Origin of the sequence: Streptosporangium sp. NPDC020145 (genome assembly GCF_040631275.1) — a bacterium.
Taxonomy (GTDB): Bacteria; Actinomycetota; Actinomycetes; order Streptosporangiales; family Streptosporangiaceae; genus Streptosporangium.
Window position 1 is genome coordinate 433,259 of the sequence record NZ_JBEXZT010000001.1, and the last position, 17,274, is coordinate 450,532.

Below are 17,274 nucleotides of genomic sequence, written 5' to 3' on the forward strand. Positions count from 1 at the left end.
GTCTGAGGAGTTGTTTCGGGGTTAGTCTACCCGGCATGACACCGCGTGCTCTCCTTCTCGGCCGCCGCGGCGGGGCCTGACCTGACCGGCACCCCGTCGCGGAGTGCCGCTGTGCCGCCGGTCACCACGACGGCCCAAAGGAAACCCCCGTGATCTGGAACACCCAGCGCCCCAGCGCGATGCCCTCCTTCCGTTACCGCCCGGCGCACGAGCGCGTCCCGCTGCCGCCGGTCGAACGCGCCTGGCCTCTGCGCCGGATCGAGCACGCCCCCCTGTGGGTGCCGGTCGACCTGCGCGACGGCAACCAGGCCCTCGCCGAGCCGATGGACCCCGCCCGCAAGCGCCGCATGTTCGAGCTCTTCCTCGCCATGGGGTTCAAGGAGATAGAGGTCGGCTACCCCTCCGCCAGCCAGACGGACTTCGACTTCGTCCGCCACCTGGCCGAGGAGGACCTGGTGCCCGACGACGTCACCGTGGTCGTCTTCACGGCCGCCCGCGCCGACCTGATCCGGCGGACCTACGAGTCCGTCGCGGGCCTGCGCCGCGTGGTCGTGCACATGTACACCGCGACCGCGCCGACCTGGCGCCGGGTCGTCCTCGGCCGGGAGCGTGACGAGCTGCGCGACCTCATCCTGGCGGCGGGCCGGGACGTCGCCAGGGGTGCGGACGCGATGCCGGAGGGCTCGGTGCGCTTCGAGTTCTCCCCCGAGGTCTTCAACCTCACCGAACCCGACTACGCGCTGGAGGTCTGCAACGCCATGTCGGAGCTGTGGGACGCCTGCCCGGACCGGCCGGTGATCCACAACCTCCCGGCGACCGTCGAGATCGCCACCCCCAACGTCTACGCCGACCAGATCGAGTACATGGACCGCAACCTGGCGCGCCGTGACGGCGTCATCCTGTCGGTCCACCCCCACAACGACCGGGGCACCGGCGTCGCGTGCGCGGAACTGGCCCTGCTCGCCGGGGCGCAGCGCGTCGAGGGATGCCTGTTCGGCAACGGTGAGCGCACCGGCAACGTCGACCTGGTCACCCTGGCGCTCAACCTCCACGCCCAGGGGATCGACCCGATGATCGACCTGTCCGACATCGACGGCGTCCGCCGTACCGTCGAGCACTGCAACCGCATCCGGGTCCACGAACGCCACCCGTACGGCGGGGACCTCGTCTACACGGCCTTCTCGGGAACCCACCAGGACGCCATCGGCAAGGGGCTGGCCCATCACGCCAGGCGGGCCGCCGAGCTGGGCGTCCCCGTGGAACGGGCCCCCTGGGACGTGCCGTACCTGCCGATCGACCCCGCGGACGTGGGCCGCGACTACGAGGCGGTCATCCGGGTCAACAGCCAGTCGGGCAAGGGCGGTGTCGCCTACGTGCTGCGGACGGCCCACGGCCTGGACCTGCCGCGCCGCCTGCGGATCGAGTTCTCCGGGGCGGTGCAGCGCGCGGCCGACCGCGACGGCGGCGAGATCGGCGCGGAGGGACTGTGGGACCTCTTCCGGGCCGAGTATCTCGACCGGCGCGGCCCGGTGACCCTCGGTTCCTGGCGGGTGAGCGAGCCCGAGCCGGGCACGCACCTCTTCACCGGGGAGTTCCGCGTCGGCGGGGAACGGGCCGAGCACACGGGGACGGGGCAGGGGCCGCTGTCGGCCCTGACCCGGGCCCTGGCGGAGGTGGGGATCGAGATCGACGTCCTCGACTTCGCCGAGCACGCGCTGGGACAGGGCCGTGACAGCCACGCAGCCGCCTACGCGGAGTGCCGGATCGGCGGGGTGACCCGCTGGGGGGTCGGACTCGACGCCTCGGTGCTCACCGCGTCCGTGTTCGCCGTGCTCTCCGCCGTCAACGCCGTGCTCTCTCCCGAGGGCGCGCTCCTCGGGGCGGGCGCTTTCGGCTCCGGCCGCTCCCCGGAAACGGGTTAGAAGTCGGTGATCCTGCGTTCCTCCGGCGGCAGCAGGAGCACTTCGAGCGCCCTGGCGCAGGCCCGCGCGTGCATGGCGAACCAGCCGATCCGCGTGTCGGTGATGACCTCGGGCGTCGAGCGCACGGCCAGCGCGTACCTGACCTGCTCCGCCCGGTCCAGGACCGGGACCGCGAGGGTCCTGATCCCGTGGGAGGACTCGCCGTCGTTGAGGGCGTATCCGGCCTTGCGCACCCGCTCTATCTCGGCGCGCAGTTCCTCCGGGTCGACGATGGTGCGTTCGGTCTGCGGCCGCAGCGGGCCGAGCGCGGCGACGTCGTCCTCTCCCGGCGGGGCCCAGGCGAGCAGGACCTTCCCGAGCGCGGTCGAGTGCAGCGGCCTGCGCAGGCCCGTTCCGTCATCCGGGTCGACCGAGCCGCCGATCAGGATCACGGCGTGGGGGCCGTTGCGGATCGCCAGGTCGACGGTGGCGGAGGTGGCGTGGGCGAGCTGGCCGAGCTCCGGCGCGACCCGGTGCAGACCCCGCTGGTGGAAGGAGAGACGGCCGAGCTCCGTCATCGAGGGGCCGAGACGGTACCTGGAGGTCCGCGCGTCCTGTTCGAGGAAGCCGGTCGACACCAGCGCGCGGGCCAGCCGGTGCGCGGTCGAGGTGGACAGCCTTGTCCTGCGGGCGAGGTCGGAGGCACTCAGCGTGGGACCTCCGTCCCTGAAGCAGGCCAGCACGCTCATGGCCCGCTGTACGGCCTGCGTGCCGGACGGGACCCCGCTCTTCTCCATATTCCCACGATATAGGAAATATCCGCATGTCACCGGGTTGAGGTCCGGACTTATCGCCTGCTTTGCGTGGTTTTGTTCCCACATTATGGGATAAAGCGCATTTCCTGCTACTTTAGTGGTGAAAAACGGGAGGGTTGGTCCCCTCCTCCCGGGCATGTCCCAGGGCGGCCTGCGCGTGAGGGTGTCTGCCGCGGCAGGATGCTCAAGAAGGTATGGCGTAATGAGATGGCCCGCCGGTGGCGACCGGAATCGGACGGGGCGTCCGACCCCATCAGCCATGTTTCAATGCCCCGTCGTTCTATATCGCGAAGTTATGGAAATTCGTGGGGTACTCCGCCATACCTCCTCGGTGTCAGCTTTGGTCCAGCCCAACTGTCAGGGCTCCTTGCATCCCTCTAACCCCCCAAGGGACACCGAGAGGAGTCACCCCGCGTGAATCCCAAGGTCAAACTGGGCGCGGTGGCCATGCTGGCGGCCGCAGCCATGACCACTACGTCGATCGTGAGCGCCACGAGCGCCACCGCGGCACCGGCGAACACCGCGGCCCGCACTATAACGGCGGAGGCACCCGGCTTCACCAAGCCGACCCCCCAGGGGCAGAAGAACGCCATCGCCCTCGCGGGCAAGGCCATCGCCGCCCAGGAGAAGAGCCTCGCCAAGAGTGAGGACGATGTCTTCACCCTGGAGAAGGCGACCTCGGTCGGCGGTGCGCAGTACCTCGCCTACAACCGCACCTACAAGGGGCTGCCGGTCTACGGCGGTGGCGTCGTCGTCGCCACCGACGGCGCGGGCCTGACGGTCTCGACCCTTGAGACCGCGCAGAAGACCGAGCTGAACCTGGACGTCAAGCCCTCGCTCTCGGCGCGCAAGGCCGCGAACAAGGCGCGCACCCTGGTGGCCAAGGTCGAAAGCGTCACCACGCCCAAGCTGGTCGTGCACGCCCTGGCTGAGACGGGCGCTCCCCGCCTGGCCTGGGAAGTCGTCGTCAGCGGCAGCTCCAAGACCGCCCCGAGCGTCCAGCACGTCTACGTCGACGCGCTGAACGGCTCGATCCTGAGCAACTGGGACGCGGTCAAGATGGGAACCGGTAACGGTTTCTACAACGGCCAGGTCACCATCGCCACCACCCCCTCCTACACGATGCGGGACAACACCCGCAGCGGTCTGGCGTGTGGTGGCCAGGGCGGCACGCCGTACACCAAGAGCACCGACAGCTGGGGCAACGGTCAGGGAACCAACCTTGAGACCGCCTGCGTGGACGCCTACTGGGCCGCGCAGAAGGAATGGGACATGCTCAAGGACTGGTTCAACTACAACGGCTTCAACGGCCGTGGTGGTGGCTTCCCGGCGCGGGTCGGCCTGAACCAGGTCAACGCGTTCTGGAACGGCTCCTACACCAACTTCGGCCACAACCAGGCCAACACCCAGCAGGCGACCCCGATGGACGTCGTCGGCCACGAGTACGGTCACGCCATCTACCAGTTCGCCGGTTCCGGCGGCGGTGGCGGCGGCGGCAACGAGGACGGCGGCCTCAACGAGTCCACCGGTGACATCTTCGGCGCCCTGCTCGAGCACTACGCCAACAACCCCAACGACCCCGGTGACTACACCGTCGGTGAGGAAGTCAACCTCGTCGGCCAGGGGCCGATCCGCTACATGTACAAGCCGAGCACCAACGGTGACCCGGACTGCTACAGCTCCTCGATCCCGAACACCGAGGTGCACGCCGCGGCCGGCCCGCAGAACCACTGGTTCTACCTGCTGGCTGAGGGCACCAACCCCGGTGGCGGCAAGCCGAACAGCCCTGTCTGCTCCGGCCCGTCCAGCCTGACCGGCATCGGCATCCAGAAGGCCGGCCAGATCTACCTGGCCTCGCTGCAGCTGCGGACCACCTCCAGCCTGACCCACGCCCGGGCTCGCTCGGCGACGCTGTCCGCGGCCAAGCAGCAGTTCCCCAACAGCTGCACCGAGTTCAACGCCGTCAAGGCCGCCTGGACCGCCGTCAACGTCCCGGCCGTCTCCGGTGAGGCCACCTGCACCATCCAGAACCCGAACGACTTCTCGATCGCGGTGAACCCGGCCACGGTGAGCGTCCAGGCCGGCGCGTCCGGCTCGGCGACCGTCAACACCGCGGTCACCGCCGGTAGCGCGCAGAACGTCGCGCTGACCGCGACCGGTGCCCCTGCCGGGACCACCGTGAGCTTCAGCCCGGCCAGCGTCACCGCCGGTCAGTCGTCCTCGGTCAGCATCGCCACCTCGGCGAGCACCCCGACGGGCAACTACACCATCACCGTCAACGGTGCGGGCAGCTCGGTCAGCCACTCCACCACCTTCAAGCTGTCCGTCACCGGCCAGCCCGGCCAGGACGACTTCTCGGTGGCGGTGAACCCGGCCTCCGCGACGGTCAAGCCCGGTGGCTCGACGAGCGCCACGCTGTCCACCGCGGTCACCTCCGGTAACGCGCAGAACGTCTCGCTGAGCGCCAGCGGCGCCCCCTCCGGGGTCACCGTGAGCTTCAGCCCGGCCAGCGTCACCGCCGGTGGGTCCTCCACGGTCAACATCTCCGCCTCCTCCAGCGTCCCGGCTGGTAACTACACCATCACCCTCACGGGCACGGGTGCCTCCGCCGCTCACGGCACCAGCTTCGCGCTGACCGTCAGCAGCGACCCGGGCGGCACCACCTGGCAGGAGTGGAAGCAGTACAACGCCGGTGACATCGTCACCTACAACGGCGCCAGCTACCGCTGCCTCCAGGGTCACACCTCCCTGCCCGGCTGGGAGCCGCCGAACGTCCCGGCTCTGTGGCAGCCGGTCTGATCGCTGACTGATCGATCGCACAACTGAAGACCGGGTACGGCGGGCGGGCATGGCCGCCCGCCGTACCTCTTTTCCAGGAACGGTCACACGCCCCAGGGCGGGTGACCGTTTCGCGTGCGCGGGTCAGCGCAGCAGTACGGCGGCGCCCTCGACGCGGTCGGCGGCCAGGTCGGCGAGCGCCCGGTCGGCGGCCTCGAAGGGATAGGCGACGGTCGTCACCTCGGGGGGATGTCCGGTGGCGAGCTCCAGATAGGCCCGCGCGTCGGCGCGGGTGTTGGCGGTGACGCTGCGCAGCGTCCGCTCCTGGAACAGGTGGCGCCGGTAGTCCAGCACGGGGATGTCGCTGAGGTGGATGCCCGCGACGGCGAGGGTGCCGCCCCGGTCCAGGGCTTCGAGCGCGACCGGCACCAGCTCTCCGGCGGGCGCGAACAGGATCGCCGCGTCCAGCGGCTCCGGCGGGGCCTGCGCCGCCCCGGCCGCGGAGGCGGCCCCCAGCCGCAGCGCCAGCTCGCGGGCCCGCGCCGAGCGGGTCATGACGTGCACGGTCGCGCCCTGCGCCACGGCCAGTTGCGCGGTCAGGTGCGCCGAGGCGCCGAAACCGTAGACGCCGAGCCTGCCGCCGGGGGGCAGGTCGCTGCGGAGCAGGGCACGGTAGCCGATGATCCCGGCGCACAGCAGCGGGGCGAGTTTCTCCGCGGACGGCCCCTGCGGCAGCGGGTGGACGTAGTCCTCCGGGGCGGTGAGGTATCCGGCGTAGCCGCCGTCGGCGTCCCAGCCCGTGTAGGTGGACGACGGGCAGAGGTTCTCCGCCCCCCTGAGGCAGTGGCGGCAGCGCCCGCAGGTCGAGCGGAGCCAGGCCACGCCGACCCGGGTGCCGCGTGGCAGCCGGGAGGCCCCCTGGCCGTGCCCGGCCACCCGGCCGACGACCTCGTGGCCGGGCACGGTCCCCGGCCGCCTGGGGGGCAGGTCCCCCTCCGCCAGGTGCAGGTCGGTACGGCAGACGGCACACGCCTCGACCTCGACCAGCACCTCCCCGGGACCCGGTTCCGGGACGGGCAGCCGGACCCGCTCCAGGGGGCGCGTGGCCATCGGCCCAGGGCGGGAGACGACCCAGGCGTCCATCTCGGCCGGGCTCCCGCCCAGGGTCACGGGGTGTTCCTGATCCGCCGCCCGGTGATCTCCACTGGGACGATCTTGATGTACAGGTCGCGTTCTCCGCCGGCCCAGGGGGCGACCCCGGATCCGGCCGCCGCCTCCCGTTCCTCGCCGGTGACGTGGTGGGCGCCGCCGCGCGCCAGCACGCTCCAGCCCTCGCGGTTGACGTCGTCGATCCGGTCGACCTCGAACGCGATCTTGAACTCGACGCCCCGGACACCCGTGCGCAGGCTCTCGTCCAGGGTGCCGCCCAGGGAGGTACGGAAGATCACCGCACCCTCGCGCAGCACGTAGTTGACCGGCAGGATCGCGGGACCGCCCGCCTCCTCGAAGGCCACCCTGCCGACGCCCCCCGGGGCGATGAGCCGCAGGCACTCCTCGGTCCCCAGGGGTTCGAGACGGGCGTGGGGGCCGGGAGCCCCGTGGCCGGGCGGCAGGTCGACGGTGCCGCCGAGCAGTTCCTCCGGGCTCGTGTCCAGGGCGGCGGCCAGCCGTCTGACGGTCTCCGCGGTCGGGGAGGCGGTCGTCTCCTCCAGATAGCCGAGGTATCCGGAGTCGATCCCGGCCAGCGCGGCCAGCCGTTCGCGGGTCATGCCGAGCTCCTCGCGTCTGCCGGTCACCCGTCGGCCCAGGTCGCCGGGTGCCGTCGCACGTTCGGTCATCGCAGTCTCCAATGGCAGGTGAGGGGCGTCCGGGGCTCCGGCGCGCTCTTTCTGCCTGCCTCCCCCCGGTGGGCCGCCCTAATCCGGCCCCGGCTCCGTGGCAGGGGGCATGGGGGATCTCGCAAAATCTACATTGTAAAGCGAGAGGGTCCTGTCGATTGGAGAAAGGCCGCCGGGGTCGCGCCCGGAACGCGACGGCCGGGTATCCTGTAATGCCACTTTTGGTAATTATGGTGATGTACGTTCTTTTTGAGCGGCTTCGTAGTGCCAGGCATGCGGTGTGACCTGCGCCGCGAGACTTCTCCGCGCGTCCCGGCCCTCTGGGGGGTAGGGTCCGGAGAAGTGGTGATTTGCGGCTTTTGGTGAGCAAGGTTCTGGGCCACGCCCCGGAACTCTTCCCGGGGGTCCCTCGTTTGGGGTAAATGTGGGCCGTACTATAAACCCTCATATATATGCATTAGATCGGTGGGCATATTGCATTGTTCCGGCATGGGCCCCGGGGCGGCCGCACGGAGCGGTGACCGGGACCGGCAGGTGCCTGGGCAGGGCGAGGGGCGCCCTCCGGCGAGGACGGCCGGGGGCCGGACGCCGGGAAGCACGAGGCCGGGCCCCACGATGGATTCGACACCGGACCTGAGGTGCTGCTGAGCCGATGACGGAAGACAACCGGTTCCGTGACTACGCCGCGCCGGGGGGCGACTTCACCTGGTCGCCGCCCTCGCGCAACGGTCAGAGCCCCCCGAACCCCCCGGCCTCTCAGGAAGACGAGACCCAGCCCGTGCGGGTGGGCACCGTGCTCACCGGCGGCGACTCCGGCGTCGAGCCCGCGGACGGGAACGGGCCCGCGAACGGGAACGGGCCAGAGAGCGGTCCTGAGCATCCCCAGCCCGGCGGTCCCAACGGGACACGCGCCTACCGGAGCCCGGCAGGTCGCCGGGCCGTCTCCGGCGTGGGTGAGCCGGACGACGCGGTGCCGGGCGCGGCGCAGGCCCCGACGGCCCCGGAGCCGAGCCCGGGCTCCTACTACAGCGAGTGGACCGCCAACGACCCGACGGACGTGTTCTCCGCGATCCGCGGCGCAGACCGCGATGCCGGCCGTGACCGTCCCGGCACGCGTGAGCCCGTCCACGAGGACGAGGAGGAACGCCCCCGGGGACTCGGCGCCGCCTACGAACGCCTGTCGGGATCGCTCTCCGGGAGGCTGTCCGGGCTGAGACGGCGACGGGAGTCCCCGCCGCCCACAACGCCGCAGCCGGCGCCGGTGCGTGCCCCGTCCCGGCTCGACACCGACTTCACCGGCATCACCGCCTACCGGGTCCCCCGCCTGTCGCGCCCCTTCCTGTGGTGCGCGGGCGCCGACCCCGCCCTCATCCCGAACCGCAGCGAGCTGTACCGGTACTCGACGATCGGCGTCTTCGTCTGCCTGGTCTCCTTCGTCGCCGCCACGATGTTCGCGGTCTTCGCCTCGGTCATCGGCGGTGGCTTCTCCCCGGCCGTCCTGCCGTTCGCGGTCATCTGGGGCGTCCTCATCTTCTGGGTCGACCGGTCGATCGTCGCCGAGCCGAGCTACGGCAAGGTGCTGTCCGGCACCGACGCCACCGGTCTGCTCGACCCGGTCGGCAAGGTCAGGAAGCCCGGCTGGCTGACCTACGTGATGCGTGGAGTCCTCGCCCTGGGCGTCTCCTTCGTCATCGCCGAGGCCGTGACCCTGCTCATCTTCCACTCCGAGGTCCGTGACCAGCTCGCCTTCAACCAGAACGCGCGCGCCGACCGGCTCGACGCCACGTTCAAGGCGGCCGACCAGGACAAACGCAAACAGCTCGATGCCAAGTACGACCGGGTCGAGCTGTGCGCGACCGCCAGGAGCAAGGAGAAGGCGCGCGACGCCGCGCTGAAGAAGAAGCAGGACGAGTCGCTCGGCAGGAGGGGCGAGGGGCTCAGCGGCACCGTCGGGTTCGGCCCGATCGCCACCAAGCTGGAGGCCGACTACAACAAGGCCCAGCGGGAGTACGTCACGGCCCAGGGCAGGTGCGACCTGGCCCGCGACTCGGTCAGCAGGGAGTTCAAGGTCTACGAGGGCCAGGAACGCGCGAACCGGGAGGCCGAACGCGCCGACGTGCGCAGGAACGTCGGCTGGGTCGCCCAGGAGCAGGCCCTGCACGACTTCATCGACAACAGCGGCAGCGCCGTCGTCGTCGCCCTGCCGTGGGTGCTGCGGGTCACCATCCTGCTGCTCGACCTGCTGCCGCTCAGCGTCAAGCTCTTCGGCGGCCCGACCGTCTACGAAAGGCGGCTGCGCGAACTGGCCTACAGCCAGGCCTACGAGACGCAGCGCCTGCGCGACTCGCACATCGCCAAGATCGACATGAGGTACGACCTCGACCGGTTGAACACACGGGACAGCTACGACCGGGGACGCGAGGACATCCGCGGCCCTGGCCGGAGCGTCTCGGGGACCCGGATCGACCGCAATCCATCTCCTTGAGAACCTGAGGAGTCTCGTTGACCGATTTCCACGCCGGGCAGGGCGGATCGGCCTCCTCATCCGCCACCGGCCACCGTACGGCGATCGCCCGCTACCGCGAGCTGGCCGACCGGGCGATGACCGCGCTCGGCCAGGAGGACGTCCCGCAGGCGGCGGCCTTACGCCAGGCCCACGACCGGGCCGCGGGACTGGCCGTGAAACTGAGGGAACGCTGCGCGAAACCCGTCTCGGTGGGGATCGTCGGAGAGTACAGCGCGGGCAAGTCCATGCTGCTCGGCACGTTGCTCGGCGCCCCCGGGCTGCTGCCGGTCTCCGGTTCGCCCACCACGGGGAACGTGACGGTGCTGCGCGTCGAGCCCGCCCCGCCGGGCGAGCCGACCCGGGTGCGCGCGGCCAGGATCGAGTACCTCACCCGTGACGAGCTGGCCGAGACGGTCGGCTACATCATGGACGAGCTGGTCAGGACCGTGCAGCGGGCCGGAGGCGGCAGGGACGTCTCCGCGCTGGGCGGCTACAACCCCGTCAGGGACGGCTGGGACGTCCTGAACCGGTGGGCGGAGAACACGCTGGACTGGGCGGCGATGGAGAACTCCAGGCTGCTGGGCATCACGCTCGAACTGACGAGGATCCGTGACGCGCTCAGACTCGCCGGGGAGTTCGTGCTCGACGGCCACACGGGGCTGACCCTGCCGGTCGAGCCGGACATGCTCCGCCAGGCGCTCGACATCGAGGACATCAGGGACCTGCCGCGCGCCTTTCCCAGGACCGCGCAGGGCTTCCCCCTCTCGCCCCGCGACCCGCTGACGGCCCAGACCCTGCGGACCACCTTCACCCTGATCCGCAGGGTGGTCTGCCAGGTCTCGGTGGCCCAAGGGGACTGGGCGGGGCCGCTGCCCGGGGACGGCACCGCGGCGGAGCTGTGCGACCTTCCCGGGCTGGGCGCGACCGCGGTCCGCGACGAGTACCTCAGCGTCAGGGAACTGGACGAGATCGACGCCATCGTGATCGTGCTGCCCTCGCACCGGGCCGAGCGTGACGACGCGCGGCAGTTCTACTCGTTGCTCGAACGCAACCGCAGGGGCAAGGGCGCGCTCAGCGAGTCGATCCTGGTCGCGGCCAACTGCTTCGACCTGCTGCAGCCGCCGGACGTCCCGTTCGCGGGCGTGGCCGACCTGGTGGCCTCCTCCCGCGACCTGTCCTCCCTGCACCGGATGGCCACCACGCTCAACGGGCGCAGGGAGGACCGGGTTGCCTTCACCTCCTCGCTCGTCGCGATCGCCGCCCAGGGCCTGCCGTACGAGACCGGCGGTGAGGAGGGGGAGAAGATCACCGCGTCGCTCGGCGCCGCCGGGGCGCAGGCGGAGCGGTGGAAGCGGATCGCCGCGGACCTGGCCCTGACCGATCCGGGCCACCCGTACACCGCGGCGTTCGGCGGGTTCGGGCGGGACGGAGGTGTCGCGGGGCTGCGGGACATGCTGGACCGGCACGTGCGGACCTACGGCGTGTTCCTCAAGCACGAGGCGGTCGTGCCGATCGCCACCGACCTGCTGGCGGCGCTGCGGGCGCTGGACCGGATGCTGCGCCCGGCGCTCGGCGGCGCCCAGGCGGGGGTACGTGACACGGGCTCGCTGACCGCGCTGTTCCGGATGATCGAGGAGGAGACCTCCCACACGGTCAGGTCGCTGGGGCTGCTGGCCGACCCGGAACGCCTCGCGGCCGACGGCACGCAGGTCGTCCCCGGCGGCTCCGCGGTCCTCGACCTGGCGCGGGCGGGCGCCACCTACGACGTGTTCACCTGGCGGGAATGGCAGCAGTACCGGGACCGGGTCGGTGACGACGGCCGGATCGGGCCGCCGCTCGGCGGGGGGAGGGCGGCGGGCGGCCGGGGCTTCGGCGTGGCGCGGCGCATGCCGACCGAGGCCGACGCGACCGCCCCCGACACCACGGAACGGCTCTTCGCCAGGTTCGAGCCCACCTGCGTCAGGGCCGTCGGCGAGGCCAGGGAGATCTACCTGGAGGCCGTCGCCGCCTGGGCGGAACGGCGCCACCGGGAGCTGGCCCACGTGCGCGAACGGCTGCGCGCCCCGGACACGGCGGAGTCCGTCGGGCGGCTGCTGGCCGCGCTCGACCCGGAGGACGACGGCCAGGCGCGCGGGCACAACCTGCTCAGCCTGGTCTCGATGGACTGGCTGCCCGACGCGGCGGCGGGCCTGCTGCCGGTGCCCGTCCCGCCGTCCAACGGGGACCGCTCCCACGGGGACCCCCATGGAGGCTCCTATGGGGACTCCCACGAGGACAGGGAACGGATCGCCGAGCGGTTCCCGCTGCGGACCGCGCAGGCGCTGCCCTGGAACGGCGGGCGCCGCAACATCGCCGGGGACGCGGGGGCCAGGATCGTCACCCACCAGATGAACATCTTCCGGGTGCGCGGCGACATCGTCGCGGCGGTCGGCCACCACGTACGGCGTCATCTGCTGGCCGACGCGGTCCGGCTGGGCCGGGAACTGCGCGTGGAGCTGCAGGAGCTGCGTGAGGCCGTACCGGCTGAGGAGAGCGTGCGGCGCCTCACCCGGCGGGGGACGCACGAGGGCGGACGGGCCCCGGCGGACGGCCCGGTCCGTGACCTGCTCGACGAATGGGACGCAAAGCCCGGAGGTAACGCCCGATGACCGTGCGCCTGCTGTTCGCGGGACCCAACGACGGCGAGGGGGACGACGAGACCTCAGCCGGTGTGTTCACGATCTTCGAGGTGAACGGGGAGTACCGCCTGCCCGACGTGTTCGCCGAACCGGACGGGGTGGCGAACGCCGTGGACGTCCACGGGCCGGGGCCGCAGCCACCGGGCGACGAACTGGCCGCGCGGATCGCCGAGCTGTACACCCTTCCCGGCTGGCGCCCGCGCCCGATGCCGGGACGCTACCTGCTCGTCCAGGGGCCCGCCCTCCCGGCCGCCGACCTCGGGCTCGGCGGTGAGCGGACCGTCAGGATCGCCTGGTGGATCGGCGAGGCGGGATCGGGACCCAGGGAGTTCACGCTCGAACTGCGGCTGATGCCGCCGGGGGCGCGTCCCTCCAGGAGCGGCGTCAACCGGGACGCGACCCGGCGGGTCGCCCCGATCGGCGAGCCCCGGCGGCACGTGAGCTTCTTCGGGCACGCGGCGGTCGACTTCGGCACCTCCTCCTCGACCGTCACGCTGTACGACAGGACGGGCGGCAAACGCGTCGAGATGGACGAGCAGCAGTTCGAGGTGCTGCTCGCCGGGTTCGACCGGCTGCTGCTCGACGGCCCCGCCGGGACGCACGAGGCCGACTGGGCGCAGGCGCGCGAGGACATCGTGCGCGGGCTGACCACCCGGCTGAACTCGCTGCTCGGCCTGTCGGGCACCGGCGACTCCGTCCGGGTCACCGTCACCAGGGAGGGCCTTGAGGTGCTCCAGCCGGGCTTCCAGCACCTGCCGGTGCCGAAGGTCCGCTACCGGGACGTGCTCTGCAAGGAGCTCGACGTGGCGATCTCCCGGATGGACGAGAAGCTGGGCACGGCCTACGCCATGAGCCTCGACGGCTGCTACGCCGACGCCTTCGGCACGCCCGCGCTCGGCTCGCTGTACCTGCACCAGGTCGTCTTCGACGGTGACTCGCCGGAGATCTCCAGCGAGATCAAGGTGCTTGAGGGCTCCCCGCTGCGGGCGGTGCTCGGCGACCGGGCCGACCGGGTGACGCGCGCCTACCCGGGGCTGAAGCGCGCCTTCTCCCGGCCCCGTGAGCTGCCCGAACTGCGCGGCGAGGGCGGGGCTCCGGTGACGACGGACACGTTGCTGATGCACGCCTACAACGACCTGGTCGACAAGACCATCGAGTACGGTAACGAGAAACGTTCCGCGGAGTGGGGCATCCGCGGGCTGAACCACCTCGTGCTGACCTACCCGACCACACTTCCGCCGTCGGGGCGTCGCGCGCTGGAGAAACTGGCGCAGTCCAGTCTCAGGATGGCCAGGGTGACCACGACGTTCGACGAGGCCGTCGCCGCCGCGCTGTTCTTCGTGATGCGCGACTTCGGCGGCGAGTCCGACACCGGTGTCGAACCGTTCCGCGCCAGGTCACGGCGGGTACGGCCGGGGCGCCCCGCCTGGCGGCAGAACATGCTGGTCATCGACATCGGCGGGGGCACGACGGACGTCGCGCTGTTCGCGCTGCACCTGCTCGACCGGCAGGTGCCCGCCGAGGACGTCCCCGAGGAGTTCTTCGGCCGCCACTACGTGATCCGCCCCGAGGTACGTGGCTCGACCGGGCACCCGCAGCTCGGCGGCGACCTGCTGACCCTGCGGGTGTTCCACTGGCTGAAGGCGGAGATCGCCGACGCCCTGATGGCCCTGACCACCCGCAGCGGCGGGGACACCGCCGCCGGGAGCGCAGAGGAGGAGGCGTGGCTGGGGCACTGGCCGTCCTCCCACGTCGGCGCCGACGGTGTGCCGCGCCCCATCGCCCCGGCCTTCATCGCCAACCCCGATCCGGGGCCGAGACCCGAGCGGGTCTGGACGGCGTTGCGGGAACTGCTGCCGACGCACAGCCCGGCGCTGGCGGCGGGCGGGCGCGCCGCGCCGGGGCGGGCGTTCTTCCGGCTGTGGCAGGAGGCCGAACAGGCCAAACGGCTGCTGGGCGCGGGCCGGGAGTACACCCTGCCGAAGAACAAGCTGCAGGAGGTGCTCAACAACGTCGACGGCCGGTCGAGGCCGCCCGCGGCGCTGGTCGAACGGCTCGGGCACACCGTGGTCACCCTGCTGCCCGAGCAGTTCGAGCACCTGGCGACACCCGTGATCACCGCGGCCGTCGACATCGCGCTCACCACCTTCAGCGCGCAGCGCCGCCGGGAGCCCGAGGAGCCCATCGACATCGTCGCGCTGTCCGGCAAGACCAGCACCATGCCCCTGGTCGAACGCATCGTGGCCAGACGGCTGCGCGAGCTGACCCTGAACGCCACGGACGGGACGGACGCCGTCCCGGTTCCCCGCCTGGTCGTCGAGCGCCGCTACGCCAAGCAGGCCACCTCGATCGGCGCGTGCTGGGCGCACAGCTTCAGCCGTTACGCCGACATCGAGAGCGAGGAAACGGGCGGACCCTCGGGCGAGGCCGAACGCCACGTGGACGGCCGCGAACGGCTGCGGGCGGGCCAGAACGTCGTCGGCATCGCCGTGGACAACCTGTTCCAGAGCCTGCCGTGCGACTTCTCCCTGCAGAACGCCGACACGCGGGTCGGCATGCTGCTCAACGCGGGCGACCAGCTCGACGTCGCCGACCGCACCGGCAGACTGTCGGTCCGTACGGCCTGGCGCCCGATGAAGGAGGACATCCACATCCACCGCGAGCTGGGCGGCGACCGGGGCGAGTCCATCGAGTGGGGCAGGTTCACCTTCGACAGCAGGCAGGACAGGCTCACCAGGGCCAACGTCGACTGGGGCAGGATCCGCTTCCAGATCGAGATCAACCAGGAGCTGGAACCGGTCATCCACCTGTGCCACGGCGGCAACCCCGTCTACCTCGTCGACGGCGACCACGGCGAGGTCGCGACGGCGCTGAACGGCGGACGCCGGGGCGTCCCGCTGGAGGCCACGGGGCTGCCCGCCGCCATCCACGTCAGGAGGACCCCGGACGCGCTCGACGACAGGGCGACCGTCGAGCTGTTCCCGATCCTGGCGCCGGGCGAGGAGACCCGGCGGCACCTGCGCTCCTACCTGCTGGAGAGCGGAGGCGACGGCCGGGTGTTCAGCGGGGCGATCTCCCCGGCCTGGCTGCCCCCGCCCGCCCAGGCGTACGGCGCGGCGACCTGGGAGTTCCTCTGGGTGGACGGGCGCGGCAACCTCTCCCCGCTGTTCCGGATGTCCGCGCCCCGCAGGGACGCGCACGTGCGCTACCACGTCACCCTCGACCACCTGGGGAGGCTGCGGATCCACGTCGGATACCCCCGCTACCTGGCCGCCCGCAGTCTCACCGACCTGGCCGACTACCCCGGCGCGGTGTTCACCTCCCCGATGGAGCCGGGGGAACCGTTCGGCAAACCGGAGTGGGAGCCCTTCACCGGTGACCACTGACCTTCGACAGGACGACTCCATGCGAACGCTCGACGATCTGCTCGAACCCCTGCTCGGCCTGGACGGGCGGCCGGCGCCGTTCGCCGGGCCGTTGCGTGACCTGCTGCGCGACGTCGTCACCCGCCTGGACACCCACCTCGACCAGCGGGCCGCGCAGGTGCCGACCGACCTCTACCTGCGGGGACAGGACCTGATCGGCCGGCTGCGCACCGTCTGCCGGGTGCCGGGCAGGCAGGTGCACCGGGCGGTGCAGGCCGAACTGGACGACGCGGCCAGCCCGCTGCGGGTGCCGCTGTGGAGCGCGCTCGGCGACCTGGCCGGACAGCTGATCATCCTGCTGCACAGGGACGGCCCCCGGCAGCGGGAGGAGGCGGACGGAGACCTGGTGCTCGGCCTGGTCGGCGTGCTGCTCGGCCTGACGCACCCCGCCCCGCACCAGGAGTCCCGCAGGGAACCCCCGGCCGCTGTGGAGCCGGCCGAGCCCGTGGAGTCCGTGGAACCCACGGCCCCCGTCGCGGCGCCCGTCGAGGAGACGGGCAGGAGGGGGCCCGGCGACCTGACCGTACGGCTGCGCGACGAGTACGACCGCCTCTACCAGGACAGCGTCGTCTACCTGGGCGAACCCGACGAGGCCCCGGAGACGGCCGAGGAGCTGTGGATCGGCCTGCACGTGGCCTGCCTGCGGCTGCCCGAGGCCATCGCCAGGTTCCAGCGCGAGCACTTCGCGCGGACCTTCGGCGGCGAGCCGGGCGAGGCCGTCGTCCCGGCGCTGCCGGCGATCGGCTTCCCCGGGCTCGGCGATCCCAAGGGGCCCGGCGGCGACCACTGGCGTTCGGCGAGGACCGAGAGGATGTACGACATCCTGGTGGAGATGTTCGCCGTCGCCGAGCTCGACCCGGGCGTCTACCACGGTCTCGACGAGATGGCGCGCGACGCCCAGGCCCCGATCAGGCTGGACGCCGAGACCCGGCGTCAGTACCGGGAGCGGGCGTGGACCAGGCTGCGGGAGCTCGACGAGCTGCAGCCGGGCAGCGACCTGGAGATCAGATACCTGGCCTGGGTCGACGAGGTCGTCTCCTCGTTCTTCCCGCTGCCGCTGCCCGTGCCGGACAGCTGGTGGGCCGAACGGTACCGGCGCTCCCGCGCCCTGGTGCTCGACGCGGTCAGGGCCGCGGGCGGCAAGGCCGACGTCCTGGACGGCAGGCCGTACGACAGGGCGTTGCGCGGCAGGCTCAGCGGAACCCAGATGATCATGCCGGTCGAGGAGGCCGACGCCGACCGGGTGCTGTGGACGTTGCGGCTGCCGTGGGAGTTCGGCGGCAGCGGCGAGCCCGGCCGGGTCGTCCACGGGGTACGGCGTCGCTGACGTGAT

9 protein-coding genes are annotated in these 17,274 nt (G+C 71.7%); 6 read left to right on the top strand and 3 right to left on the bottom strand.

Features of this window, described 5'->3' with window-relative positions:
- Positions 1-152: 152 nt before the first annotated feature.
- Positions 153-1,922 (top strand): 2-isopropylmalate synthase, encoded by a 1,770-nt coding sequence (gene leuA, locus ABZ463_RS01800; protein WP_362772213.1) that lies wholly within the window; start codon positions 153-155, stop codon positions 1,920-1,922.
- Here leuA and ABZ463_RS01805 read toward each other — a convergent pair.
- Positions 1,919-2,698 carry an IclR family transcriptional regulator gene (locus ABZ463_RS01805; protein ID WP_352015754.1) on the bottom strand — a complete coding sequence of 260 codons (780 nt, stop codon included), beginning with the start codon at positions 2,696-2,698 and terminating at the stop codon, positions 1,919-1,921. The two genes, leuA and ABZ463_RS01805, sit on opposite strands and share 4 nt — an antisense overlap.
- A gap of 432 nt (positions 2,699-3,130) precedes the next feature.
- On the opposite strand from ABZ463_RS01805, the gene ABZ463_RS01810 reads away from it, so the two are divergent.
- Positions 3,131-5,515 carry a M4 family metallopeptidase gene (locus tag ABZ463_RS01810; RefSeq protein WP_352015753.1) on the top strand — a complete coding sequence of 795 codons (2,385 nt, stop codon included), beginning with the start codon at positions 3,131-3,133 and terminating at the stop codon, positions 5,513-5,515.
- A 123-nt stretch (positions 5,516-5,638) separates the two neighbouring features.
- Here ABZ463_RS01810 and ABZ463_RS01815 read toward each other — a convergent pair whose 3' ends face one another.
- Together ABZ463_RS01815 and ABZ463_RS01820 are read right to left on the bottom strand one after the other, a co-directional pair.
- Positions 5,639-6,664, bottom strand: coding sequence for a zinc-binding alcohol dehydrogenase family protein (locus ABZ463_RS01815; protein ID WP_352015752.1), 1,026 nt, complete (start codon positions 6,662-6,664; stop codon positions 5,639-5,641).
- Positions 6,661-7,332 carry a pyridoxamine 5'-phosphate oxidase family protein gene (locus ABZ463_RS01820; RefSeq protein ID WP_352015751.1) on the bottom strand — a complete coding sequence of 224 codons (672 nt, stop codon included), beginning with the start codon at positions 7,330-7,332 and terminating at the stop codon, positions 6,661-6,663. Before ABZ463_RS01820 ends, ABZ463_RS01815 begins: the two co-directional genes overlap by 4 nt.
- 652 nt (positions 7,333-7,984) lie before the next feature.
- Between ABZ463_RS01820 and ABZ463_RS01825 the strand changes: the two genes are divergently transcribed.
- Genes ABZ463_RS01825 through ABZ463_RS01840 form a run of 4 tightly spaced genes read left to right on the top strand, consistent with a single transcriptional unit; the run spans position 7,985 to position 17,268 of the window.
- Positions 7,985-9,817: a DUF4407 domain-containing protein gene (locus tag ABZ463_RS01825; RefSeq protein WP_362771977.1), complete on the top strand. Its 1,833-nt coding sequence runs from the start codon at positions 7,985-7,987 to the stop codon at positions 9,815-9,817.
- A gap of 17 nt (positions 9,818-9,834) precedes the next feature.
- Positions 9,835-12,486, top strand: coding sequence for a hypothetical protein (locus tag ABZ463_RS01830; RefSeq protein ID WP_362771979.1), 2,652 nt, complete (start codon positions 9,835-9,837; stop codon positions 12,484-12,486).
- Positions 12,483-15,902: a hypothetical protein gene (locus tag ABZ463_RS01835; RefSeq protein ID WP_362771981.1), complete on the top strand. Its 3,420-nt coding sequence runs from the start codon at positions 12,483-12,485 to the stop codon at positions 15,900-15,902. Before ABZ463_RS01830 ends, ABZ463_RS01835 begins: the two co-directional genes overlap by 4 nt.
- Positions 15,903-15,921: 19 nt before the next feature.
- Positions 15,922-17,268 (top strand): hypothetical protein, encoded by a 1,347-nt coding sequence (locus tag ABZ463_RS01840; RefSeq protein WP_362771983.1) that lies wholly within the window; start codon positions 15,922-15,924, stop codon positions 17,266-17,268.
- The last annotated feature ends 6 nt before the right edge of the window (positions 17,269-17,274 follow it).

What these genes read in the sequence shown, in the direction of transcription:
- ABZ463_RS01825 (WP_362771977.1), top strand. Translation starts at nt 7,985, where the DNA reads ATGACGGAAGACAACCGGTTCCGTGACTACGCCGCGCCGGGGGGCGAC.
- ABZ463_RS01835 (WP_362771981.1), top strand. Translation starts at nt 12,483, where the DNA reads ATGACCGTGCGCCTGCTGTTCGCGGGACCCAACGACGGCGAGGGGGAC.
- ABZ463_RS01840 (WP_362771983.1), top strand. Translation starts at nt 15,922, where the DNA reads ATGCGAACGCTCGACGATCTGCTCGAACCCCTGCTCGGCCTGGACGGG.
- ABZ463_RS01805 (WP_352015754.1), bottom strand. Translation starts at nt 2,698, where the DNA reads ATGGAGAAGAGCGGGGTCCCGTCCGGCACGCAGGCCGTACAGCGGGCC.
- ABZ463_RS01820 (WP_352015751.1), bottom strand. Translation starts at nt 7,332, where the DNA reads ATGACCGAACGTGCGACGGCACCCGGCGACCTGGGCCGACGGGTGACC.